A 24,687-nucleotide genomic window follows, 5' to 3' on the forward strand; every position below is an offset into this window, starting at 1 on the left:
TTTTATCGAATTAGGAGAGTGAATGATGAAACGATACAACCTTGTGATTATTGGCACCGGGACGGCAGCGATGGTCGCCGCGATGCGTGTGCGGGCTGCCGGATGGAGTGTTGCGGTGATTGATTTCCGCCCCTTTGGTGGCACGTGCGCACTGCGCGGGTGCGATCCCAAAAAAATGCTCGTAGGCGGCGCCACCGCGGCGGACCACGCCCGTCGCATGCATGGCAAAGGCATTGCCGGCGAGACCCGTATCGACTGGCCGGCCCTGATCGCCTTCAAGCGGACTTTTACCGATCCCATTCCAGAAAAGCACCGGCAGCGTTACGCCGACAAGGATATAGATACCTATCATGGGCTTGCCCGCTTCACCGGCCGCCAAACGCTTGATGTCGAAGGCGAGCCGCTGGAGGCCGAGTACATCCTGATCGCCTCGGGAGCGGAGCCGATGAAGCTCGGCATCGCGGGCGAGGAGCACCTGATCACCCACGAGGAATTTCTTGAATTGGAGACCCTGCCGCGCCGGATCATTCTCGTCGGCGGTGGCTTTATCGCCTTCGAGTTTGCGCATACCGCACGGCGCGCAGGCGCCGAAGTCACCGTACTCGAGCAGGCTTCGCGCGTGCTCGGGCCATTTGACCCAGACCTTGTCGGGTGGCTGGTGGAGAAGTCTCGCGATCTCGGCATTGACGTGCGCACCGGGACCGCCGTCGAGACCATAGACCGGGACGGTGGCAGCTTCACCGTCCGTGCCGCTGCACATGGGAACTTGGAGACGTTCCAGGCAGACCTCGTTGTGCATGGCGCCGGCCGCGTGCCCGCGCTCGACGCGCTCGACCTGGACGCCGCCGGGGTGGCGCACGAGCGGGGCCGGATCAAGCTCAACGAGTTCCTGCAGAGTGTCTCTAATCCGGCGGTGTATGCGGCCGGCGACGCCGCGCAAGTGGGCCCACCCCTGACGCCGGTGTCGAGCCACGATGGCAAGGTGGTTGCGTCGAATCTGCTGAACGGGAACCACCAAGAGCCGAACTACACCGGGGTGCCGAGCGTGGTCTTCACGATCCCGCCCCTTGCCGCCGTGGGACTAGGCGAAGCTGAGGCGCGCCGGCAAGGCTACAAGTTCCGCATGCAGAGCGAAAAGGCATCCGACTGGTTCACGGCGCGTCAGGCCGCAGAGCCTGCTTATGGATTCAAGGTGCTCATCGACGAGGAAACTGACCGGGTGCTCGGCGCACATCTACTGGGCCCGCATGTGGATGAGGTGATCAACATCTTTGCTCTCGCAATACGCCATGGCCTCACGGCGGAACAGCTCAAGACGACGATGTTCGCCTATCCCACCGGTGCGTCGGACATTGGATATATGTTGTAGTCCGGCCGTAAATCCGACACGGGCCAGGAGCGGCCGTGATATATCGGCCGATAGGCGTCAGATTGAGGCATACCCTAACCTGATGTCAGGATGCCCCGAATTGATCAGTCAGGATAGAGTCCGTTTCGTGATTTCTTGAAAGATGCCGCGAAGGGTCATAGAGTTTCCCTGACACTTTCGCCTCTTGGAGACTCATCTTGCACGGTCAACGCATGGGCTATATCAGGGTCAGCAGTTTCGACCAGAACCCAGAACGCCAACTCGACAACGTCCAGGTGGATAAGCAGTTCATCTACAAGGCTTCGGGGAAGGACACCCTGCGGCCGCAGCTCGATGCCATGCTGTCATTCGCGCGCGAGGGTGACACTGTGGTGGTGCACAGCATGGATCGCCTTGCCCGCAACCTAGACGACCTGCGCCGCCTGGTGCAGCAGCTCACCAAGCGCGGCATCCGCATTGAGTTCGTCAAGGAGTGCCTCAGCTTCACTGGCGAGGATTCGCCGATGGCGAACTTACTGCTGTCGGTAATGGGAGCGTTCGCTGAATTCGAGCGGGCGCTGATCCGCGAGCGGCAGAGAGAGGGGATCGCGCTGGCCAAGCAGCGCGGCACTTACCGTGGCCGTAAGATGGCGCTTGTGGACGACCAGGTTGTCGAGCTGCGCCGCCGCGCCGGTGCCGGCGAGCAGAAAGCCACGCTTGCGCGCGAGTTCGGCATCAGTCGCGAGACGCTGTATCAATACCTGAAAGTGGCGCCAACGGCTTAACCCGGTTTTCCGTTCCACTGCACCTCAGACCCCAGGAAGACCGCGCGGCCTTCATCGCCGCGGTGGACAAGGCAAGCCACCATGTCGAACGTCAACCGACTAAAAGCGCTTCACCCTCAAACCAATCTCCTTGATTCAAACCCGACCGCCTTGGACACTTTTACTTCACGACTGCAAGCTCTGGACACTTTTGCTTCTTTAAATCGGACACTTTCACTTCAACGAACGAAAATGGCCGGAATCCCGGCCGATGATCGTTCTGCTTAGCGTACGTTTTTTTCCGAATTCTGCGACGCCCCCTTATACAAGAAATTTAACGGATAAAGAGCAAAATAATATTCAGGCAGGGATTCAGTATAAAACCATTCATTTAACCGATGAATACTTTTCCCCGTTAATTATCCGCAAGGCATTAATGTCAGCAGAAAACAATTTCTTTCGATTTAATCATCTGAAAAATCACATTGTTGGGATAAAAAGTATTGATGAATTGATCGAAAAGTATCTACCTTTATATGAAATTAAATATTCGTATTCAGAAGGTAAGGACATTAACCAACTTGAAGCGCATGAAAAACTGCAATTATTGGTCGGTGTGATTTTACCCGAAGTGCGTAAAGCCATAGATCGGCACATGCCACAGATTACAGGAAGTCATATTTTTAGACCTAAATCACTATCCTCTATCTTTCAGCAAGAAAAGAACATCTACTTGGTTTCGTTCCCTATCCAAGATTCAGATGGTGAAACGAGTGATCATGCACCTGATGAACGTGCAAAACCACAGTCAAGCCATGACAACCCCGATCTACAGTTTGATGTTGAAACTGCCGATTGGTACGCCTACAGTGAAAACTATGGCACAAGTGAAGAAAAACGCTTTGTTAAGTTTGTTGCAACTCAAATTGACGAGCTTAAATCACGCTACAAGGGTGCAGAGATTTACCTGATACGGAATGAACTCGATTATTGGTTGTTTAGCCCTAAAGATGGTCGTAGATTCAGCCCTGACTACATGCTGATCATTAATGATGCTGAAAATAGTGAAATGTACTATCAATGCTTAATTGAGCCTAAAGGTGGTCATTTGCTTGAAAAGGATACTTGGAAAGAGGAAGTATTGATTAGTTTGGATGATGAAAGCCAAATTGTTTTTGATGCAGATCAAGATGATTCACAAAACTATGTTGAGTTCTTAAATGAAGTTAAAGAGCATGGTTATAAGGAAGTTAAATGTTTAGGCTTCAAATTCTACAATACCGAACCACGATCTGAATCAGATTTTGCTATTGATTTTCACAATAGGATGCCGAGTTAATCTAGGTTTCTCACTGTAACCTGCTGATTATTATCTTTTTGTGAAGTTGCTACATAATATTGTTTTTAAGATCATTGAATAAAAAAGCCAGCTCTATACTGGCTTTTTTATTGCTTAAAATTATATTCCGATGCTTGGTCAAAACTGCAAGTATGCAGTCTTGACCAGGCATCTAGGGGTCGTCTCAGAATTCGGAAAATAAAGCACGCTAAGGCGTAGTCACCCCGTGACTCCCCCGCGCCGATGCAGCGAGCTTCGTTCCGTCTTGCAGTGACGCAATCAGCGGGCAGGAAACGTTCCCTTTCCGCGCATGGCAGGCGCACATCAGTTCAGACAGCACGGCCTCCATGCGTGCCAAGTCGGCCATCTTCTCGCGCACATCCTTGAGCTTGTGCTCGGCCAGGCCGCTGGCTTCCTCGCAATGGGTGCCATCCTCCAGCCGCAGTAGCTCGGCGATTTCGTCCAGGCTAAAGCCCAGCCGCTGGGCCGATTTCACGAACCGCACTCGTGTTACATCCGCCTCGCCATAGCGGCGAATGCTGCCATAGGGCTTGTCTGGCTCCGGCAGCAGGCCCTTGCGCTGGTAGAACCGGATGGTCTCCACATTGACCCCGGCCGCCTTGGCAAAAACGCCAATGGTCAGATTCTCAAAATTAATTTGCATATCGCTTGACTCCGTACATAACTACGGAAGTAAGCTTAAGCTATCCAAACCAAATTTGAAAGGACAAGCGTATGTCTGAACCACAAAACGGGCGCGGCGCGCTCTTCGCCGGTGGGCTGGCCGCCATTCTTGCGTCGGCCTGCTGCCTGGGGCCGTTGGTGTTGGTCATGTTGGGATTCAGCGGCGCTTGGATGAGTAACTTGGCGGCATTGGATCCTTACCGCCCCATCTTTCTCGGTGCGGCATTGATAGCAATGTTCTTTGCCTACCGCCGCATCTTCCGGACTACGCAAGCATGCGAGCCTGGCGATGTATGCGCTGCCCCACAAGCCAAGACGTCGTACAAAGTCATCTTTTGGATTGTGGCTGCGCTAGTTGTCGTTGCACTAACGTTCCCGTATGTAATGCCCCTGTTCTACTAATTGAGGAAAAATCATGAAAAAACTGCTTACCGCTCTTGCCCTTGCCGCTACCTTCGCTGTCCCTGCCTGGGCCGCCACGCAGACGGTCACGTTGTCCGTTCCCGGAATGTCCTGCGCGACTTGCCCTATCACCGTGAAGAAGGCGCTGAGCAAGGTAGAGGGCGTTAGCAAGATCGAGGTCGACTACGCAACCAAGCTGGCTGTTGTGACGTTCGACGATGCGAAAACCAGCGTCCAGGCATTGAACAAGGCGACGACGGACGTGGGCTACCCTTCTGAACTGAAGAAATAAGGCATCAAATGACGGCGGCGTCGCCAGAGCCAGATAGAGATGTTGTTCTGGCGATTCTACTGTCAGTCATTCCGTGCACAACCTGTAAATGACGTACGGAGCCTGTTCGCTGATGCGAAAAACTGATCCAGTTACCGAGGCGTTGTACGACTCGGCTTGGGCATAACGGATGAAAGAGAGAGCAAAATGCAAGAATTAAACGAAGTTGGTCTGAGCGTGGCGGGCATGACTTGCCCAAGTTGCACAAAGCACGTTGAGGACGCGCTGCTGGCGGTTCCCGGCGTGATACGAGCGTCTGTCGATTATCCGGCGAACAGGGCGCAGGTCACGGGCAATAGGCTTGACGTATCGGCACTCGTGACGGCGGTGGGGGCACTTGGTTATCGTGCTAAGCCTGCAGACGAAGTGGAAAGCAAAAGGCGCAGTGCTGAACGGCCAGGACTTCTTGGCAGAGCCGCCCAGTGGCTGAGCGGTGACCGCGCGGTGGAGGAGCTGGCCGGTCAGTTACATGTGGCGGTTATCGGTAGCGGCGGAGCCGCTGTGGCGGCTGCGCTCAAAGCGGCGGAAAACGGTGCCCGGGTCACGCTGATCGAGCGCGGGACTATCGGCGGCACCTGCGTCAACGTGGGTTGCGTTCCCTCCAAGATCATGATTCGGGCAGCCCATATCGCTCATCTGCGCCGGGAAAGTCCTTTTGACGTGGGGCTCACTGCGACGCCGCCTGTTGTCTCGCGTGACCGTTTGCTTGTCCAGCAACAGGCGCGCGTGGACGAGCTGCGAATTGCCAAATATGAAAGCATCCTCGAAAGCAATCCGTCAATCAATCTGGTACGAGGCAGCGCCCGTTTCAAGGATGGCCACACGCTTATCGTGGAAGCTGCAGAAGGGGACTGGCACGAAGTGGCGTTTGACCGCTGTCTCATTGCTACCGGCGCGAGCGCAGCCATTCCGCCGTTGCCTGGTCTTGCAGAAACCCCCTATTGGACTTCCACCGAAGCGCTGGTTAGCGAGACCATTCCGAAACGGCTCGCAGTAATCGGTGCCTCAGTAGTAGCGCTGGAACTGGCGCAGGCGTTTGCACGGCTGGGCAGCGAAGTCACGATCCTGGCGCGGCGCACGTTGTTTGCGAGCGAGGACCCTGCCATTGGCGAGGCCGTGACCGCTGCCTTCCGAGCGGAAGGCATCACGGTGTTGACACAGACACAGGCAAGTGCCGTGACCTATTCCGATCGCCAATTCATCCTCACGACCCCGCAGGGAGAGTTGCGCGCGGATCAATTGTTCGTTGCTACCGGCCGCGCACCGAATACCACCAGCCTGGATCTTGAACGAGCAGGTGTGGCGCTCGACTCGCAACATCGCATCGTGATCGATAAAGGCATGCGAACGAGCGCACCGAACATTTATGCAGCCGGCGATTGCACCGACCAACCGCAGTACGTCTACGTTGCAGCCGCCGCTGGCACCCGTGCCGGTATCAACATGACAGGCGGCGACGCAACGCTCGATCTCGACGCTATGCCGGCAGTCGTGTTCACTGATCCGCAAGTTGCCACGGTTGGCTACAGTGAAGCAGAAGCCCAGCGCATCGGCCTGCAAACCGACAGTCGTACTCTCACGCTCGACAATGTGCCGCGTGCACTCGCCAACTTCGACACGCGCGGCTTTATCAAGCTTGTCGCTGAGGCTGAATCTGGACGCATTCTTGGGGTTCAGGCTGTAACACCGGAAGCAGGCGAGATCATCCAGACTGCCGCGATTGCCATCCGGGCTCGCATGACCGTCCAGGATCTTGCCAACCAACTTTTCCCCTACCTCACCATGGTGGAAGGTCTCAAACTGGTGGCACAGACTTTCTCGAAGGATGTGACACAGCTATCGTGCTGTGCGGGCTAAACCAAGGACACGAAAAGAGCGACAGAGGAGTTTTTATGTTTTGCGATATTAGACTAACAGCACGTTGCACCCGTGCATGCTTAACCATTCTGTTGGCGGGTACTGCAGCGTTTGGCTTGTCAAACAATGCGCTGGCGGCCTACGACTTTTCTAAGCTGGGAGCAGCGATCGAAACATTGGCGCCGGAGACCGTCGACGGCTGGGAAAAGAAAGCGAGGGCGGGCGATGCCATGGCGCAGAACATCATGGGTCTTGCCTACAAATGCGGTATGGGCGTAAAACAAGACCATGCTGCATCGATCCAGTGGTTTCGCAGGGCGGCCGAGCAGGGTGAAGCTGATGCGCAGTTCAACCTGGGGCGCCTCTACGCAAGCGAAGTCGACGGTATGTATAAGAAAGGGCGTGCGGCTCCTGCCGACGATGCACAGGCGTTCAAGTGGTACCGCCTCTCTGCCGAGCAGGGACACACGCAGGCTCAAGTCAGGCTGGCTCAACTGTTTGCAAAGGGTCTTACCGACATCGCGCCCGACCAGGTGCAGGCATACCAGTGGATGAGTCTGGCCGCAGCGTCAGGAGAACCAACGGCAGCAAAAGTCATTGCCGACTATGCGGCTCAAATGAAGCCCGAACAGGTGCAGCAAGCGCAATTGCTGGTCCAGGAATGGAAACGCCGGCAAAGCGCACGCTGACGTGATCTTTGAAAAGCGCGGCATGTAATCGCCAAGGGTGGGTTTATGCCGCGTAACCGCTGCTTGGATGTTGGAGGTGGAAATTGGACAAGACTATATATTCCAAAAAGATTGCCGAGAGCCTCTCATCTGGCAATCATCCAGAAGAGTTCGCAACCCTCTTCGTCACCCTGCTTCGTCAGCTTGTGATGGGAAGGCCTGTGTCACGCGAAGCGCTCGGCACCGCACTCGGATGGTCTGGGCAGAGGGTTGCAACTGTACTTGAGCCGGCGCCCGGTACCGAATATGACGAGCAGGGCAATATCATTGGACTGGCCCTGACGCTACGCGAAACCCCTCACGTTTTTGAAGTGGATGGCCGCCGTTTATACACCTGGTGTGCGCTCGACACCTTGATGTTTCCCGCTTTGATTGGCAAAACAGCCCGTGTCACGTCGCGCTGTGCTGCCACCGGCAGGCCGATTACGCTCACAGTTGCGCCAGAAGCAGTGCTTCAGGTTGAACCGGCGGAAACAATGGTGTCTCTGCTAACGCCGGATGCTTCACCCGACATTCGCTGTTCCTTTTGCTGTCATGTGCATTTTTTTGCATCGCCTTCTGTTGCAAATGCATGGGCTTCGACGCACCCGGGGATAGAGCTCGTGCCTGTCGAGAATGCATTCGGTCTCGGACATCTGATCGCGCATAAGCTGTTAGAAGACAGCGAGCGAAACACGGCATGAATGCCTACTCGATTTCGAAGCTTGCTGAAGATGCAGGCGTAAGCGTGCATGTTGTGCGCGACTACTTGATGCGCGGGTTGTTGCATCCCGCCTGGCGAACCGAAGGTGGCTACAACGTTTTCGATGCCAAAACACTGGAACGGTTGCGTTTCCTGCGCGTGGCCTTCGAGTCGGGACCCAGGCTCGACGAGTTAACGCGACTTTGCAGGGCGTTGGATGCAGGCGATAGCAAGTGCGTACACGGATGTGTCGAGTAACGGCACTGTTGCAAATAACCACGAATGGTAAGCTGAAGACTGTTTTAGCTAAAGGTGCAGCATATGAATCCTTTCCATGGTCGGCATTTTCAGGGCGAAATCATTCTTTGGGCTGTGCGCTGGTATTGTAAATATGGCATTAGCTATCGTGAACTGCAGGAAATGCTGGCCGAACGGGGTGTGAATGTTGATCACACGACTATTTACCGTTGGGTTCAACGTTATGCTCCTGAAATAGAAAAACGTTTACGCTGGTATTGGCGTAATCCTACAGATCTGAGCTCGTGGCATATTGATGAAACCTATGTAAAAGTGAATGGACGATGGTCTTATCTGTATCGTGCAGTCGATCAACGTGGCGATACCATTGATTTTTATCTTTCTTCTAGACGTAATACCAAATCAGCATATTGTTTTCTTGGAAAAATTTTAAATAATGTGAAGAAGTGGCAAATTCCACAAGTGATCAACACGGATAAAGCACCCACATATGGACGTGCTTTATCACGGTTAAAACGGGAAGGTAAATGTCCACCAGACCTTGAGCACAGGCAGATTAAGTATAAAAATAACGTGATTGAATGTGATCATGGCAAGCTAAAGCGGATCATCAGGGCCACATTAGGATTCAAATCTATGAAGACGGCTTATGCCACAATTAAAGGTATTGAAGTCATGCGTGCACTACGTAAAGGACAAGCATCGTCATTTTATTATGGTCAGCCTCAGGGTGAAGTGTGTCTAATCAACAGGGTTTTCAGTCTCTAAGTACTTTTTAAAGGGAACATCATCGACTCAAATCTCTATTTGCAACAGTGCCCTTCAAACTCAAAAGGCGATACATAACCCAGTGCACCGTGTACACGCTTTTTGTTGAACCAATCTACCCAATTTAATGTCGCAAGTTGTACATCTGCTAAACCTTGCCAATCTGCTTTTAAATATTCAATCACCTCTGTTTTGTATAAGCCATTCACCGTTTCAGCCAAAGCATTATCGTATGAATCACCCGTTGTACCGACTGATGCTCGTAAATTTGCTGCTTCTAAACGATTGGTATAGCGAATAGAAAGATATTGAACACCTCTATCTGAATGATGAATTACATTCTTTGGCATGCCTCGATCGTGCAATGCTTGCTCCAATGCATCGAGCACCATATCTGTATTCATCCGTGTAGATACTTTCCATCCAACAATTGCTCGTGAGAACACATCAATAATAAATGCGGTGTAGACCCAGCCAGAATTGGTTTGAATATACGTAAAGTCACTGACCCATAATTGGTCAGGTCGATCAGCACTAAAATTCCGTTTCACTAAATCACCTGCCCGTTTTTGATCATCTCGGCTGCGGGTAGTTTGTTTGTTCTTACCACGCCAAACACCTTGTATATCTAGCTTTTGCATCAATCGAGCAACTGTACAACGTGCAATAACATAGCCTTCACGTTTCAATTGTTGCCAAACTTTACGTACACCATATCGACCTGAACTTTCTTTCCAAATACGTTTGATTTGTTCAGCATGATGCAGGTCATGCAGATCCCGTTTCGCTCGATGTTCTGTATTTACTGTGAGATCTAAAGTCCGGTAATAGGTTGAAGGTGCGATAGGTAAAATTTTACAAATCACATCTACGCCATACAGCTCTTTATTATTGTGGATAAAATCCACCATTATTTGTGTGGGCGGTCGAGTTCCGCCTGGGCGAAAAAAGCGGCTGCTTTACGTAGAATTTCATTGGCACGTTTTAATTCTTTAATTTCACGTTCCATTTGCTTCATTTTTTCTTGGTCAGATACCTGTTGTACTTTGGCGGGATTTTGTTGATCTAAGTATTTTTGATACCAAACACGTAGTGTTTCAGGAGTACAACCGATTTTGGGAGCAATAGCTGTGATTGCAGCCCAATTCGATGGATAATCTTTTTCAGATTCAATTAGTAATTGAACCGCTCTTTCTCTAATTTCGGGGGTATAGTTTGGTTTTTTCATCGGAATAGTCTCTCAGAATATTGACTCTCCGACAAACCCGGTACGGTTCAACTATCATTTTCTTTCTTATACTTCTCAAAAGAAAAGCTTAACATCATATAAGCCCAAGAATGTCTACAAACGTGCGGAGTGAGACGTTCTATTGAATCATATGCTGAAGTATCAAAACACTCAGGTAATAATGCTTTTAATGACGAATCTACTTGATCAAATATCTTTTTAACACTGGCATAACTTAAAGCAGAATAGGGAGGCTTTAAGGATGTAAATAAGATATGTGAAGGAATTTCTTTTCGGATTTCATTTATATAGATTTGAAGAATTCTGTAGTCTCGTTCCTGCAGTTTAATTACTCGGTACGAATATTCATTTTTGATTTTTGGCTTTTTTGATCGATCATCGAACTCATCATCTGTATTTGTAATAATTAAACTAAAACTATGATTCTGAATTGATTTTTTAATAGAGTTGGTTGTTAGTAGCATAAGCTCACCAATTCTAAGACCATAGTTGAGCATGAGATGTATGATCAGAAAGTTTCTGAGTTGTACATTTTTAGATCTAAAAGGATTTAATTCATTGTATTTATTAGAGTTACTTGGTGAAATGACTGAATACAATCCTTTAATCATTTCCTGATTCATGCTCTTAAAATTATGATTTATCTCACTTTTAATTGTCTTATTGGCTTTTGAAAAATTATTTATAATTTTTTTCTTTATTGTCATATATTTATTCAAGTTTTCTTTAATTTTTTGAATTTCCTTCAACGTAAGTTGTGGCTGTGATTGCATGCTTAAGTATTCATTAATCAAGAAGTTGTAAAACTTTAAGAAGGATCTAACTCTATGACCAATTGTTGTGTAATTAATATGTTCTGAATTGCTTAGCCGTATAAGATTACTTTCAAGTTTTTTATTATTTTCTAAGTAAACAATGAAATTATCAATTTCACATTGAATGATCTCAAAATTATAGGATGTCGAATAGAACGACTCACAAAAGGACGTGGCAAACTTTTCAAACCAAAATTCATACCAAAATTTTATTGCGATTAAATCTGCATGCTGCGTAGAGATACTTTGAAATCTAAGAAATTTCATGGTGTACAGCATAGGGTACATACATGGACAGAATGAATCTAAATCAAATAAAAGAATAATTTGATTTTCGTTTGAGACTTTCTTTTCTAAATGAATTGTTTTTAAAGCAAACATAGTAAAGTTTATGAATTATTCTTAAGGTCAACATATCATATTTTATGATTGAAATAGAAATTAGTTAAGTTATTGAATCTTAGTTCAAGAAAGAAAAATATGAAGTTATTGTTAGGTGTATCGGAATTGTCATAATTAAAATTCTCAACGGAGTAGAAAAGGCACTACCCCACAATTTTTTTCTCTCAAAATGTCATTCACTGTCATTTTTTAGTGGCAAGTACCAGGTGCAATTCTTTTTACGGTGTATTACACCGTAGATGTTTTGAGTGAGCTTAGCTGGCACCGTAAAAGTTTTGATCGACAAAATATCCAAAGTCAACTGGACTGTTAATCCATTTGCTAAACAAAACGTGAAACAGCAAATTATTGTAGTCTATATATTTTTCATAATTGTTCACGATACCTAAGTTCAGCAAGTTTTTTTCAAACTCAATGCGTTCAATGGGTTCTGATTTCACAAATGCATGGATGGATGCTTTGATTACATGATAATTATAACTTTCTGATGGACATTGACGTTCACATGAAATAATTCCAGCTTCAATGAACAAATTAATATTACGCTGCCAAGAACGTCCGTGAATGTGGTAATTCAGGCAGTCACCAAGTTTTTGCAGATCTGACAATTTAAAGGATTTGTTTTGGCAAACTGCAAAATATGTAAAGGTAAAATAACGATATGAAATATCTTTTTTTAATGTCTTAAACTTAGGATTGTCATAAAAGTTAACATTAGCATTCGTTCTATATATTTTAAGGAACAGCTCACCATACTTACTTAATCTATAATATTTAGATGAGCGACAAGTAGAACGCCCTAGATCCTCTATCATCCCCAATTGGACCCAATTTTTAATAAGACGCTGAATAGAACGAACGAGCCATTTAGACTTATAACCCTCTAATTCATCTATATAGGTGCCTTTCAGGAAGTGAACACTCAATGGTCGTGGGTGATGTTCTACAAACTGAGTGAACAGTCGATGTATAAATTTTATATCCAAAATTGTATTTAGAGCTCTCATGATAAGTACTTTAAAACCATCTTAAAACCATTTTAACAAAACCTTTTAAACCTTTTAATTTTTTTTAAATTAAATATACTTAAAACCATAATAATAGCTTAAAGGGTTTTAATTATGCTAAAGCTAAAATGTATATCGATATTAGCAATGTCAATCATTACACAATCTATCTTTGCTGAAAATTCAGTAGTACTTGATGTTGGCCATTCACCAAAACAAGCTGGATCTACTGCAGCTAACGGCTATCCTGAATACACTTACAACCTTAGCATGGTCAATTCTATTGAATACTTTCTTAAATCGCGTCATGTCCAAGTGCTCAGATCTTCAGTGAATGAAGATAAAGTCTCACTGGTTCAACGTGCGACCAGATACCCTAATGCTAATCTTTTTATTTCGGTGCACCACGACTCAATACCTACTGAGCTGACCAAGTACAAGAATCAACTCAAAGGTTTTTCAATTTTTGTATCAAAGAAAAATCCAGAATACGGAAAAAGTTTGAAATGCGCCAATCTCATTGGCCAGAACCTAAAATCAATTGGTGAAAGCCCTTCTACTTACCATGGCATTAATATACCAGGTGAAAACAAAAAGCTTTTGACCTCAAATGGCGTATATCAATATGACAATCTAGTGGTCCTGAAGAAATCACAAAAGCCGGCGGTTTTAATTGAGATCGGCGTGATTGCCAATCCTGAAGAAGCAAATCGCTTATCTAATCAGAAAGTAATCTGGAAAATATCTGAAAATATTGCTCAGTCGATACAGCAATGTTTAAACCAATAAGGTGCATGCTGCAGTAATCAATATGCACCCAGAGATGGATCCGGAAATTTGAACAACTCCTATAAGTGATACTCTGCTCCTCAAATGATGTTATAAACATCAATATATGGAGTATTTTATGGCACGTAGACCAAGAAGAAATCATTCAAACGACTTTAAGGCTAAGGTAGCACTTGCTGCGATCAAAGCAGAAAAAACACTTGCTGAATTGAGTTCTGAGTTTGATGTTCATCAAAACCAAATTATTGACTGGAAAAATCAATTGATCTCAGCTTCCTCACAAGCTTTCGATCAATCAAAAGCTCCATCAGAACCTCCCATTGATCTTAAAAAGTTACATGCAAAAATCGGTGAGCAGGCATTAGAAATTGATTTTTTAGAAGGTGTGTTGAAGAAACTGGGCCGCTTCAACCACAAAAGTTAATCGATCACTCACTTCAGATTTCAGTATCTAAACAAGCTAAGTTACTGAAAGTCTCTCGTGGTTGTTATTATTATCGCCCAAAACCTGTTAGCTCATCAGATCTGAAGCTGATGCGATGTATTGATGAATTACATATGCAATATCCTTTTGCAGGCAGTCGTATGATGCGTGATTTGTTGAATCGTCAAGGGCATCATATAGGACGACGTCATACACGTACTTTAATGAAGAAAATGGGTATTCAGGCGTTATATTGCAAACCAAATTTAAGCCAGGCTAATCAAGCTCACCGTAAATATCCATATCTGCTCAAAGGATTGGCTATTCAGCGCAGTAATCAAGTGTGGTCTACTGATATAACGTATATCCCTATGGCAAAAGGCTTTGTTTATTTATGTGCTGTGATTGATTGGCATAGCCGCAAGGTACTTGCGCATAGGGTATCGATTAGTATGGAGGTGGATTTTTGTATTTCGGCTTTAAATGAAGCGATTGAAAAATATGGATCACCTGAAATATTGAATACAGACCAAGGCAGTCAGTTCACCAGTGATGCATTTATTGATGTATTGAAATCAAATGGCATTCAAATCAGTATGGATGGTAAAGGTCGATGGGTAGATAATGTGATGGTTGAACGATTATGGCGGAGCGTTAAATATGAAGAGGTGTATCTCAAAGCTTATAGCAGTGTCACAGATGCGAAAAAGCAATTGAGTGCATATTTTGAGTTTTATAATCTGAAACGACCTCATTCGAGTCTAGACAAAATGACACCAAATGAGTTTTACTATGATCAGCTACCCCAACAAAACAAGGTGGCTTAACTAGAGCGGAATATCACTTATAAATACGCTTTTAGTTGTTCAAACAAGTGGAACCACCTCTCCCCTCTAGAATTAGAATCTTATGCCGACCGTTTCACCATCATCATTGACCGCACCAGCATCATAAGTGTTATGCCATACGCCATTAATCATGACCAAGTGTGGCGCCCAAAATGACACTGTTTGAATATTATGCAAAACATCATCTGGCGTATCGAAACTAGAAGCACCTATATAGCGGAAGAACATCAAGTTTTCGCCTAGTTCTTCAATATACATTTCAGGATCAAAGTCATCCAAAAACTCTTTATCTTCACGTATCACTTCGTTTAACTCAGTTTCAACGAGTTTGAGTAAAGCGGTAGGCGTAGGTAAACCATCATAAGCCCATTCAGACTCTTTACCTTCAAGTTCCATCCCATCTTTAATATCAAATGCAGCGACATATCCAGTAAAGTAATTTTCAGCTTGCGAGAAGTTATTCGGCATGTCTTGATAGTATCTATCAAGTACGGTCTTAATCTTTGCCAAGGTTGCATCAATCGTACTTTGAATTGCACTTTCAGCACGTTCTTGAGCTGTACCTCTTTGCTTAGCTTGCCCCATGTGTACCCCCTGATTATTCACATTTTGACTAGTATTTTATTTCTAAAGCCTATTGTTTCAGCACTTTAAACCGATTCAGTATATACCAAAGGTTTGCTATTTATATTTCATATATACGATAAGTCTCAAATACTACAAATGGCTTGGTAGCTAAGTGATATAACATGTTTTTGTGCTTCAGGCTTTACAATGCTTTTCTCAGATTATCTAGACCAACATGCCGTTATTCTTGCGCTATGTTTGGCAATCTGCATATCTTCAGTTGTGGTTTATACAAAGTATAGAACTCTACGCGCCGTTTATCTTACTGGTGCATCCCTATTCACTTTAACCGCCACAATATTTCTATCGATCGGATTTTATTTAACTACATTGGATGTATCTGCTTCAGATAGAAAGGAGATCCAAAGCATTATTTCTCAAGTGAGCCAAGACAAAAATATCGCTTCAGCAATTGAACTCAATCAAAGAAATAACTATGAATTATTGGTTGCAGTATCTCAAAAGAAAAACCTTACCTACTCAGATCTAGGCAGTATTCAATATGGCCAAGTACGTGACACAGTAAATTTGACGAAATATTCTCAATACAAAACTTTGGTGAATGCTGAGTACTAATATTTATTGTTGTTTGCGTTGTTCAAGAACACTGATTTATGCACTACTCGTTGTTCTTCCTCATATCGTATCACTTCATGAGCCACGCAATATAGAGATATATTTCTTAGACATTGTTTCCATAAAAGTTCTGGATAGAGTTTTGTATAGGTCAGGAATGTTCTTTTCCCAAAACAACAATATTTCACCCTTCGTTTTGCATAATTTAAAATCATCGGTATTGGTGAGATCCTCTACCTGTTGAATCATCACTTCCCTTTCTTTTTCTTTGGCTTGTTTTTCTAAAACTTTTTGTTCCTTGATTTTGTCTTGTTCAGACAAAAAGTTCCTACTTTTCTCGCGTTTTTCACTGTCAGTAATGAACTTAACCAAGTGGAATAAATGTTCCATCCATTCATCCGTATGGGTTAAGCCAAGGATGCAACCATTTAGATTAAAGCCAACATTAACCAGGCCTATATCTGATGATGTTTTATTTCTGATATTCAAAATGACATCTTCATCCAGTTCATTTTCTGCAATGAATTCGTCTATATAGTGTTGGTACTCTGGAGATAGAAAACCGTCAAAGGTATATCGAACAACTTCTACCAGTAAAAAATTAACCCCGAAAAGTTCAATGTGTTTTTCAATCTCTTCAACAGGGATTTCCAACTGCATTGTAGATACGAGGCTTTCTACGTGGACCAGTGGCTTACCAATTTGCTGTAACTTTTCATAAAGCTCATTTGCATTCATGGGTTGGTTCAATCCGTTTTTTATATTTTATTCAGCACAGCCAATGTCGCATTGAGCATATCGACTGAAACCTCTAATTTTTTTGCTAAACGGGCCATGTGGCCGTCATCAAGTATTCTTAATGCCTTATGTAATGAAGTATAGTTTTTTAGCTCTGAAAACTCTTCAATTTTTTCATTGATATCCAAACTTAAATAATTAAATCTAAACTTAATTATTTGATACAAACTTAATTATACGAACACAACGGGCCATGTGGCCGTCATCAAGTATTCTTAATGCCTTATGTAATGAAGTATAGTTTTTTAGCTCTGAAAACTCTTCAATTTTTTCATTGATATCCAAACTTAAATAATTAAATCTAAACTTAATTATTTGATACAAACTTAATTATACGAACACACATATGTTGATTGTTTTTGGTCTATTAAACCAAGTTTCACAGCAATTTTGTGGCTTTCACCACGCTTAGGTAGTCGATTGTTTGTGATGACCCTTGTATTGAAAAATTCTTTTTTTACTTGTTCAAAAGTCTTAGCCATTACGGGCACCATCAAAAGTTAATTATTTCGATCGTTTACGATATATCTTTAGAAGTACAAGAAGCGAATAAATTATTAATCTTGGTTCGCTCTAGCGCGTGGATGTGCATCTTTATAAGAACTAATCAACGTTTCGTGATCTACAAGAATATATACTTGTGTCGAAGATAGTGATTTATGACCTAGCATTTCCTGAACGGCGCGAATATTTTTTGTTTTGTTATACAAGTGCGATGCAAAACTATGTCTCAAAGCATGAGTACTACCAATATTTCCAGAACCATGCGCCTTTAACAGAGCTGTAATGCATGCACCTAAATGGTTTTTCGCAATATGTTTGCCAGATGGTGCAATGAATAAATATCCGCAGTCTTCTACTCCAGCTTTTGAAATCCAACGATTACGAACTAAAAGCCAAGTAGAAATAGCCTCTAGTGATTTTTTTCCTAAAAAAACAATCCGTTCATTATTTCCTTTACCCAATACCTTTAGTTGCATAGCACTGAGGTTGATATCACTTAGTTTGATGGCATGTAATTCAGAGATACGTAAACCGCCAGAATAAGCAATTTCTGCAGCTGCTAGATCTCTTAACTTTTGATTATTGTATTTCGGATTTAATGGCGTCTTGTTATCAAGTATCTCATTCAACGTATTCACGGCGATCGGGCGCGGTAAGCTTTGGTTTTTGAACTTAACCCGAATGTCAGAAAAGAAGTTTTCAGGTATATATTCCTTACGCAGACAATAGTTCAGGAAGTTTTTTAAAGCTGATAAATTTTTGTTGAGTGTTCTTGCAGAAACAATATCAACATCGATTCGATGCAACCGAAATGATGTGATGTAATCGCGGTCTAGTTCCAATAGATGTTTACCTTTAAAAAAAGGCATTTCTAACATCAAAAGTAAGCTCTTTTTGTATTCATTAATCGTCATGTCGGACTTATTTTCAAGCTTCAGGCTATCAAGCCATTCTTGAATCAATTCCTCATTCGACATGCTATGCATGGATAGATTTTCCGACATATGAATACCTAAAGCTCTTGAATAGTTTTCTCTAGCTGAACCTGTTTGTCAGCTCCACTTAATTTTATGACAATCTGCACAATATCCATATATTCTTTTACTGAGATTTTGCCATCTGCTTTCGCAGCATCCACGGTCTTACGTAAAAATGGATTGTCTGCATATTTTTGGAATAAAGGGAACGCTTTAAGGTCATTCAGCGCATCAGCATTAATTGAGTCATTTGAATGTTTAATGATGCAATTTTTCACCTGGTTTTCAGGTGTTTTGATGTAGGTCACTTCGGGCATGAATGGCTTGATTTTTGTCACCAATTCCACCTCATTAGAAGTTAAGCAACTATATACAATTTGCGATACTGGCTCTTTTGGACCACTAACACTCCACCCTTTCGTCACTAGAAAAAACGGTATTTTTGAATAAGGATACTTAAACGTATCATCAACAAGCTTATTAAATTGATGTGCAGTTGATAGGTAGCGATCGGAAGAAAAAACATCGATATGCGACATATCATTCGGCACTTCTGAGCATCCCCCGACCATGATTACAGTGGCAATTGATAGGAGAGCTTTTTTCATAGTTTTAACCTTAATTTGATTAGTGGGAAAAGCAACTTATAACTTTTGCTTAGGCTACGGTTAATATTTATCCAGGAACAAAATAAAGCGGTCGATAGTGACCGCTATATACATTAGAAATTGAATTTTTCAGTGTTGTACGCATAGATTTTATTAATATCAATGCGTTTACCTTGCATGGTTGTTATTGCAGTTGGTTGGAATTTAATTGCAAGATCTTTAATTTCAACGTCTTTCCATTCTGGCATGGAAGACGGTATATCAATAGTACGGCGCTCTTTGGTACGGGTAGCTGGTATCCAGTGGTTTAACTTAACCATTGAGTCACCTAACAATGTACCTGTTTTGCGATCAACAATGCGTAAGTTTCCTTCCACCGAACGTATTTTTAAACCAGAATAGTTATCAATTCCATAAGTAAATGTGTTTTGGTTTTTACCGTAAAAACGTACTGTAAATTGATCGCGCATATAATAATCGTAATGTGCTTTTAATGCTTGGAGCATCGTTTCACGGTCTACAACTTTTTCAACCAGGCCATTATCAGTACGGAATGACTGGAGCTTTTTAAGTACCGGCTCTACATTTAATTGTTCGTCAGATACGTTCGGATTGGTCAGCGGATTACGTTGAGGATAGAAAATATCGTTTAAGTACGCTGTATGTTGAAGCAATATATACATCGCACGTTGCTGAGTATTCATTTGCTGGTAAAGGTGAGCTGTCGCTTTATAACGCTGATTTGAATTGTTTTCAAAATAGCTATCAGACAGTTTGTATTCGCTAATCTCAGGTCTAAGACCACCAGCAACAACATTAAAGCTTTTAGATGGCGTTAAAAGTCCTACATACGCTTCCTTAAAGTTCGGTGTTGGGATAGTTTCATCCTCAAATGCGAAAGCTGTATGCGCTAATACAGTACCAAGGATACCCACCATCGCAGTTTTTAATAGTTTCATTCAGTATTCTCTATATAACTTTAAAAAGGGTTTTAAGTTTGAAACTATAATACTTTATTTTTGTGCATTTAAAAAACCACTATTTAAACTTAAAGTAAAAATAATAATATTCCTTAAACCTATTTAACGCCATTCGTTAAACTATCGCTTAATCTCATTAGTCTTTTAAAGGTCAGGTAGTTTTTTGGTAGTAGTTTAGAATTAAGCGTTAAATTTGAGCATTGATCTAAGTCAATTTGGGCATTTTGATCGATAGGAAAGAGTTGTCCTTGATATGCAAAACCTGTCGAATTTTTAGTGATCGACTCAATCAAAAATACACCGTATTTATCTTGTTCCGTGGCCACTGAATTTAAACCACCTAAGGATGTAATCAGGTTTTTAAAATATCCTGGTATTGCGTTCTTCGTGCGTAAGAATTCTATTTGATTTTCAAGTGCTTCAGGTGTGAGACATAACATAAAAGCATTTTTCTTTTCTTCTGGCGTTTCAAATACCTTGCCATTGGTCCACGACAGGATATTCGGCTTGAATACATGCAGTACTTCAACCGATTTAAGAAGATCCGCTACATTTGTTTTATGTTGTTCATCTGCTTCAGGCACAAACTGATTTTTGGTATATACCGCAGTAGAAAACCACTCATAATCAATTAACTGATTATCGGCATCTAATGGTTCATACAGCAAATACACGGCGCTATCACGCTTAATGGCCAACAGTGGTGATACTGCATATTGTTCTGCAAACTGAGTGATTGCATCCAAGAGCTCACTTGATATGTTGAGTTTTTTAGCATTGAATTCATCGCAGATTAACAGTAATTCTTGAGTGAGTGTTGGTACCACGTTTAACGGCGAACCAGTCTTGTTCAGCATCTCGTTAATAGCATTCTCAATTGCCCCTTTTGTTAGGCTATTGATGAACTGCAGCTGCTCTAATGAGATCCCTTCATGATCCAAAGCCTGTATGACCAGATCAAAAGCATGACGAATTTTCTTCTCAAAATGGTTTGCGTACGATAATCCCCAAGCGTCAGAAAAAAATGAGACTGTTTGTTCTGTATAGCTGGTATTCATTAGGGTTTTGGCAAGTTGCGCGTTACCGATTAAGTCACTTTCATCTTCTAATTTTTTACGCAAGTACTTCTCAATACCTTGTTTGCGAACGTACTGGATCTTCTTCAGGTTTTGACTTGATAGCCAAGTCTTATATTGCGATACAGCATATTGAATGTTCATATCGGCATATGCAGTAATACGGCAAGGCATACCATCAAAGAACGTTGGTAGAAGCCCCTGTAAGAGCTCTAAATCACAAAGAGAAGCATAGATAACGCCGTCAGCCACTTCAAGGTCTGTAATCTTCACTGAGAATGAGTGAATACCGGCTCGAACCAGTATTAATTTATCGGCATTTAATAGCACCGCATCATAAGAACTTTCACTGGTGATATTGTTTGCTTTAACCCATTTTTCCCAATGGTTAACGATATGGCCAGAAAGCGCTTCACGAGTATCGAAAGGTTGATCTAGATCTGCAGTTGCACTTATGAACGTATCTAAGCTAAACGCATATCGTAAAGGCTTTAGCTCGATATATGTCTCAATCGCTGTTGTATGCTGCTGAATACCATTAGTAATGCTTTGGAGCTTCAGTGCATAGTTCAAAGCCTCAAGCTGGAGCACTTCATCATCACCGATCTGCTGAAACACCGATGTAGCATATGAAAAATTAGTTTGTTCGCCGTGAATATAACGTCTTTTTTGCCCAATCTGCAGATACAGATTTTTGGCATCAGATTGGACTAAATCTAGGTAATTTTGTGGCTGAAGATCCTGAGCAAGTTGCGTAAAAGGTATTTTAATTTTTGATACTTTAGGTGCTTTTTTGAAACCTTCAATTGATGTCGGGAATTCAATAACATCTAAAATAAAATCTAGGTTTAAAGTTTTAACAACTAGGATCAAATGATTTTTATAAAAACGTCCAATCAGGTTATTAAAAAAACAAACTTGGGTTTTATGGTTTAGCATAAATATACCTTTATGAATCTTAAAGATCATCTTATAATACTAGTATAAGTTTTAATACTATTTATCATGTGGTATTTTTAAACAAAGATAAAACTTTTAGTGAGTTGTTTCATGACAGAATCAGTTGTACCAAATAATAGCGCTTCAGAGAACGCACAAATACCAGGTACGATCGGAACATCAGCCGTTGCAGAACACAAGGGCGATAGTTTTAACGGCACAAGCATCATCACGATTGGTCGAGTTGACTTAAGTAGTGCTATTGAGCCTCTATTTGTACCAGTCTCAACATTGTGGTCCATCACACCGGGTAATTATCCTTTAAGCGCAGAAAATATTAAAAACTGCACGGCAGTACGATTTGAGGGTGAAGAACTACTTACCCAAAACTTCGCATTAGGCTCAATTGTGGTTTATAAAATCAATGGTGTTTTAGGGAACCATGTAATTGTGGTCAGTGAGGATCGAGACGGCGGTAACGATAACCGTGCGATTTACTGCAATAGCTTCAATACAACATGTAATATCTTATCTCAGTACGGTATTGCCTTCGCTGAGCTATATCGCCGCAAAGTATTAGAGCTTGATCAAGTCCTCTATACCAACCTCAATAGATCCCTTTTACAAACTCTCTATGTAGAAAATGAAACTGACGTTATTGATTTAGAGTGGAATACAAAGCACCACCCTACTCTATACGTTCATGCGTCAAACTTAGTTGCATCTGAAGAGCACGGTTTTGTGAAATATGATGGTCGTATGGCTGGTATTGGTACCTTTTCTACAAAATGTCTAACTGCAGACCGTAACGGCAACTTAATTAAACCAGAGCTAGCCTTCCTCAATAACATTATTGAAATTAATGTTACTGAAAAAGATGCGTTAGAGTTCTTGAATTGCTCTATTACGAATAACCGCTTCTTTTCGCGTATGGTTGATCAACTCAAAAGTGCTGGTCGTAAAGAATATGACTTCATCACGAACAACATTGATTTCTTCGCCGTACATGTGAAGCTTAACCTTGAAGAAGATCGTCCTAAAATTACGCGAATGGTTTTAGCACCAGATTTACCAATTCTGGAAAACTATTTGTATAAGCAATACGATCCAACCTACCTTGGTGAAGCCGTTGACGACTTAATTCAGTAATACAGATCTAAAAAAGCTAAAAGCCTACAATGTAGGCTTTTTTAATGCAAAAAGGAAAAGGCTTAATAATTACGGAATCCCAACCTGAATAACATCTATCTAAAAGTCAAAGAACGTAGGTCGGCAATTTTAATTTGAAACTTTCCTTTATGATTGGATAAAACACCAGTACCACAAACAGTAATTTTTTTCCCTACATAACCTGATATTTGAAATGACTTTCCTTTTCAGCTACTCGAAAATATTCCTTACCTGTTTAGTGATTAAGGCGCTTTAAAATTCAATTGGATTTTATAAGTGTTCAAGACATCTGCTATAACAGTACCTTCAGGGATCTCAATCTTATCCCCTACTTTGTATGTGTTCACAAATTGCCAAAACACCGCTTTTTCTTGTGGATCTAAACGAGAAAGGATGTATAGATAAACAGCTTCAAGCTGTTGTTGGCTTGCATAGCTATCTACTGATACTACTGGCGTAGTTGCGAAGTTATAGTTCAATTCATCAAGAAGAGCTTCATATACAGTCGTACTTGCATACTTGCTGTATTTACCCTTGTTTTCTGGAACCGTATAGCCGTGGTTGTAATTGATCATACGAGCAACGTAACTAGCCAATAGTTCCGAGTTTTTAGGGTTTTGCTGTAAATAGTCTTCCAGCTTGGATTTATCAGCTTCGTGCGCCGTTAAAACCACTTCCCCGTTATTAATAACATTCAAGTTAAGTTTAATGCTCTTAATTTTACGAGGCGGTTGTTCAAATTCCGCACCGTTAAAGCGATGTTTAACGTTGATATAGTATTGTTCAATTGCATTAGCTTTAACTAAGGGAATTGGTGAAGATGATACAATTGGAGTTTGAGTGACTTTAACGGTTGTGTTGTTGGCATAGATGTGTGCTGATAGCGAGATTGTACCAATCAGTAAAGCTAAAGTACGTTTATTAAATACCATTTTAAACTTTTCCAGTGAAATAGTCGGTGTTATTTGTGAGAACCAGTTTTACTTTTAAAACTGGTTCTAAGCTGTCTTTACAAGATTATACTATTTTTAACATTGCATCACTAATAGTCCTTAAACATTTTTAGTTAATTCGTATCAATCACCGTTAAAACTATCTAATATGTTTAAGAAGTTTAAGCACCCTTTAAAATTTGTTATGTATTAGGTTTATGGAAACGATTTTAAATTCCTTATTGTTAAAATTCTTAATTTATTCATTATTGTTTTATATAGTGTTTAAGTTCATTTTTGCTTTATGTGGCGTATTTCGCAAACCTAAAACTAAAGCCAAAAAGAATTCACCAAAAGGCTATCGTAAGCCTCAAAAGAATCAGGAGCTTGTATCTAAAAAAGTCCTTACAAAAGACGAGATTATAATGCTTGATGCACTAGAACAGGTCATTCCATCACGCAACATTTTGGTGCAAGTAAGCATGAGTGCTTTTATGACCACGCAAAACATAAGTATCCGAAATCAGTTTTCTAGGCTTTACGTGGATTATTTGATCGTTGATGAAGTCTACAATCCTATATTATCTATTGAGCTTGATGGGCATTATCATAAATATACCCAGGATAAAGATAAAAGGCGTGACGAGCTTTTGAAGAGTGCTGGCATTCCTGTCATTAGGTTTAAGGAAATTCCCGACATAAAAGTTATAAGAAAAACCATTTCAAGGTATATTTAGGTATAAATACGATTAACTCTAATTGATTTTAATAATGTAATTGTGTAAAAATGGTTTTGTCGTAAGAG

25 protein-coding genes, 2 pseudogenes and 1 other annotated feature are annotated in these 24,687 nt (G+C 42.5%); of the genes and pseudogenes, 15 read left to right on the top strand and 12 right to left on the bottom strand.

The window, feature by feature from the left end; genetic code table 11:
* Positions 1–22 precede the first annotated feature (22 nt).
* From ACFN7Z_RS18320 to ACFN7Z_RS18330, 3 genes are all read left to right on the top strand, one after another.
* Positions 23–1,369 (top strand): NAD(P)/FAD-dependent oxidoreductase, encoded by a 1,347-nt coding sequence (locus ACFN7Z_RS18320; protein ID WP_033917452.1) that lies wholly within the window; start codon positions 23–25, stop codon positions 1,367–1,369.
* A gap of 197 nt (positions 1,370–1,566) precedes the next feature.
* Complete coding sequence (locus tag ACFN7Z_RS18325) at positions 1,567–2,133, top strand: recombinase family protein (RefSeq protein ID WP_033917453.1); 567 nt, start codon at positions 1,567–1,569, stop codon at positions 2,131–2,133.
* Positions 2,134–2,383: 250 nt separating this feature from the next.
* Positions 2,384–3,451, top strand: coding sequence for a hypothetical protein (locus ACFN7Z_RS18330; RefSeq protein WP_227504998.1), 1,068 nt, complete (start codon positions 2,384–2,386; stop codon positions 3,449–3,451).
* A gap of 208 nt (positions 3,452–3,659) precedes the next feature.
* On the opposite strand, the gene merR is transcribed toward ACFN7Z_RS18330, so the two are convergent.
* On the bottom strand, positions 3,660–4,115 hold the full coding sequence (gene merR / locus ACFN7Z_RS18335; protein WP_001166626.1) for an Hg(II)-responsive transcriptional regulator: 456 nt from the start codon (positions 4,113–4,115) through the stop codon (positions 3,660–3,662).
* A 71-nt stretch (positions 4,116–4,186) separates the two neighbouring features.
* On the opposite strand from merR, the gene merT reads away from it, so the two are divergent.
* The 7 genes and pseudogenes from merT (at position 4,187) to ACFN7Z_RS18370 (ending at position 9,161) form a co-directional block, all read left to right on the top strand.
* Positions 4,187–4,537, top strand: coding sequence for a mercuric ion transporter MerT (gene merT / locus ACFN7Z_RS18340; RefSeq protein WP_338841412.1), 351 nt, complete (start codon positions 4,187–4,189; stop codon positions 4,535–4,537).
* Between the two features lie 13 nt (positions 4,538–4,550).
* A complete protein-coding gene (gene merP / locus ACFN7Z_RS18345) occupies positions 4,551–4,829 on the top strand; it encodes a mercury resistance system periplasmic binding protein MerP (protein ID WP_005028432.1) in 279 nt (92 codons plus the stop codon).
* A gap of 186 nt (positions 4,830–5,015) precedes the next feature.
* Entirely contained in the window at positions 5,016–6,725 is a 1,710-nt protein-coding gene (merA, locus tag ACFN7Z_RS18350; RefSeq protein WP_395442684.1) for a mercury(II) reductase, read from the top strand.
* Between the two features lie 35 nt (positions 6,726–6,760).
* Entirely contained in the window at positions 6,761–7,414 is a 654-nt protein-coding gene (gene merG / locus ACFN7Z_RS18355; RefSeq protein WP_395442685.1) for a phenylmercury resistance protein MerG, read from the top strand.
* An 83-nt stretch (positions 7,415–7,497) separates the two neighbouring features.
* On the top strand, positions 7,498–8,136 hold the full coding sequence (gene merB, locus ACFN7Z_RS18360; RefSeq protein WP_063977244.1) for an organomercurial lyase MerB: 639 nt from the start codon (positions 7,498–7,500) through the stop codon (positions 8,134–8,136).
* Positions 8,133–8,363 (top strand): annotated as a pseudogene (gene merD, locus ACFN7Z_RS18365) (mercuric resistance transcriptional repressor MerD); the annotation flags it as partial. The gene merB and the pseudogene merD, both read left to right, overlap by 4 nt.
* A gap of 93 nt (positions 8,364–8,456) precedes the next feature.
* Entirely contained in the window at positions 8,457–9,161 is a 705-nt protein-coding gene (locus tag ACFN7Z_RS18370; protein WP_174894744.1) for an IS6-like element IS1006 family transposase, read from the top strand.
* Between the two features lie 35 nt (positions 9,162–9,196).
* Here ACFN7Z_RS18370 and ACFN7Z_RS18375 read toward each other — a convergent pair.
* The 3 genes and pseudogenes from ACFN7Z_RS18375 to ACFN7Z_RS18385 form a co-directional block, all read right to left on the bottom strand.
* A protein-coding gene (locus tag ACFN7Z_RS18375) for an IS3 family transposase (RefSeq protein ID WP_395442686.1) occupies positions 9,197–10,389 on the bottom strand; the annotation gives its coding sequence in 2 pieces (ribosomal slippage) (positions 9,197–10,113 and positions 10,113–10,389; 1,194 coding nt in all).
* Positions 9,998–10,114: a sequence feature (AL1L pseudoknot), on the bottom strand. Its footprint overlaps the gene before it by 117 nt.
* A gap of 50 nt (positions 10,390–10,439) precedes the next feature.
* Positions 10,440–11,606 (bottom strand): annotated as a pseudogene (locus ACFN7Z_RS18380) (tyrosine-type recombinase/integrase); the annotation flags it as partial.
* A 275-nt stretch (positions 11,607–11,881) separates the two neighbouring features.
* The gene (locus tag ACFN7Z_RS18385; RefSeq protein ID WP_171553502.1) at positions 11,882–12,634 is read right to left on the bottom strand and encodes a hypothetical protein; all 753 of its coding nucleotides are present in this window, start codon (positions 12,632–12,634) and stop codon (positions 11,882–11,884) included.
* 147 nt (positions 12,635–12,781) lie between these two features.
* Here ACFN7Z_RS18385 and ACFN7Z_RS18390 point away from each other — a divergent pair, with 147 nt between their 5' ends.
* Entirely contained in the window at positions 12,782–13,423 is a 642-nt protein-coding gene (locus tag ACFN7Z_RS18390) for an N-acetylmuramoyl-L-alanine amidase (protein ID WP_005028445.1), read from the top strand.
* Between the two features lie 106 nt (positions 13,424–13,529).
* Positions 13,530–14,674, top strand: a protein-coding gene (locus ACFN7Z_RS18395) for an IS3-like element ISAba14 family transposase (protein WP_099046175.1) whose coding sequence is annotated in 2 segments (ribosomal slippage) — positions 13,530–13,794 and positions 13,794–14,674 — 1,146 coding nt in all. Because the reading frame shifts where the segments join, the coding sequence is not laid out codon by codon here.
* A 72-nt stretch (positions 14,675–14,746) separates the two neighbouring features.
* On the opposite strand, the gene ACFN7Z_RS18400 is transcribed toward ACFN7Z_RS18395, so the two are convergent.
* Positions 14,747–15,280, bottom strand: a complete 534-nt coding sequence (locus ACFN7Z_RS18400) for a hypothetical protein (RefSeq protein ID WP_005006266.1) — start codon at positions 15,278–15,280, stop codon at positions 14,747–14,749.
* A 189-nt stretch (positions 15,281–15,469) separates the two neighbouring features.
* Here ACFN7Z_RS18400 and ACFN7Z_RS18405 point away from each other — a divergent pair, with 189 nt between their 5' ends.
* Positions 15,470–15,898 carry a hypothetical protein gene (locus ACFN7Z_RS18405; protein WP_005006263.1) on the top strand — a complete coding sequence of 143 codons (429 nt, stop codon included), beginning with the start codon at positions 15,470–15,472 and terminating at the stop codon, positions 15,896–15,898.
* A 75-nt stretch (positions 15,899–15,973) separates the two neighbouring features.
* Here the strand turns inward: ACFN7Z_RS18405 and ACFN7Z_RS18410 are convergent, their stop codons facing one another.
* From ACFN7Z_RS18410 to ACFN7Z_RS18435, 6 genes are all read right to left on the bottom strand, one after another.
* Entirely contained in the window at positions 15,974–16,636 is a 663-nt protein-coding gene (locus ACFN7Z_RS18410; RefSeq protein ID WP_227553516.1) for a hypothetical protein, read from the bottom strand.
* A gap of 20 nt (positions 16,637–16,656) precedes the next feature.
* Positions 16,657–16,824, bottom strand: a complete 168-nt coding sequence (locus tag ACFN7Z_RS18415) for a hypothetical protein (protein WP_171488522.1) — start codon at positions 16,822–16,824, stop codon at positions 16,657–16,659.
* Between the two features lie 429 nt (positions 16,825–17,253).
* Positions 17,254–18,204, bottom strand: a complete 951-nt coding sequence (locus ACFN7Z_RS18420) for a tyrosine-type recombinase/integrase (protein WP_227541429.1) — start codon at positions 18,202–18,204, stop codon at positions 17,254–17,256.
* 8 nt (positions 18,205–18,212) lie between these two features.
* On the bottom strand, positions 18,213–18,785 hold the full coding sequence (locus ACFN7Z_RS18425; RefSeq protein WP_046127922.1) for a hypothetical protein: 573 nt from the start codon (positions 18,783–18,785) through the stop codon (positions 18,213–18,215).
* 113 nt (positions 18,786–18,898) lie between these two features.
* Entirely contained in the window at positions 18,899–19,744 is an 846-nt protein-coding gene (locus ACFN7Z_RS18430) for a hypothetical protein (RefSeq protein WP_395442687.1), read from the bottom strand.
* 119 nt (positions 19,745–19,863) lie between these two features.
* Positions 19,864–21,780 carry a hypothetical protein gene (locus ACFN7Z_RS18435; protein ID WP_395442688.1) on the bottom strand — a complete coding sequence of 639 codons (1,917 nt, stop codon included), beginning with the start codon at positions 21,778–21,780 and terminating at the stop codon, positions 19,864–19,866.
* Between the two features lie 111 nt (positions 21,781–21,891).
* On the opposite strand from ACFN7Z_RS18435, the gene ACFN7Z_RS18440 reads away from it, so the two are divergent.
* Positions 21,892–22,929 carry a hypothetical protein gene (locus tag ACFN7Z_RS18440; protein ID WP_201954048.1) on the top strand — a complete coding sequence of 346 codons (1,038 nt, stop codon included), beginning with the start codon at positions 21,892–21,894 and terminating at the stop codon, positions 22,927–22,929.
* Positions 22,930–23,192: 263 nt separating this feature from the next.
* On the opposite strand, the gene ACFN7Z_RS18445 is transcribed toward ACFN7Z_RS18440, so the two are convergent.
* Entirely contained in the window at positions 23,193–23,882 is a 690-nt protein-coding gene (locus ACFN7Z_RS18445) for a hypothetical protein (protein WP_042892482.1), read from the bottom strand.
* A gap of 218 nt (positions 23,883–24,100) precedes the next feature.
* Here ACFN7Z_RS18445 and ACFN7Z_RS18450 point away from each other — a divergent pair, with 218 nt between their 5' ends.
* Positions 24,101–24,619, top strand: coding sequence for a DUF2726 domain-containing protein (locus tag ACFN7Z_RS18450; RefSeq protein WP_338841538.1), 519 nt, complete (start codon positions 24,101–24,103; stop codon positions 24,617–24,619).
* Positions 24,620–24,687: the final 68 nt, after the last annotated feature.

The sequence above is a fragment of the Acinetobacter sp. P1332 genome (assembly GCF_044057475.1).
Taxonomy (GTDB): Bacteria; Pseudomonadota; Gammaproteobacteria; order Pseudomonadales; family Moraxellaceae; genus Acinetobacter; species Acinetobacter johnsonii.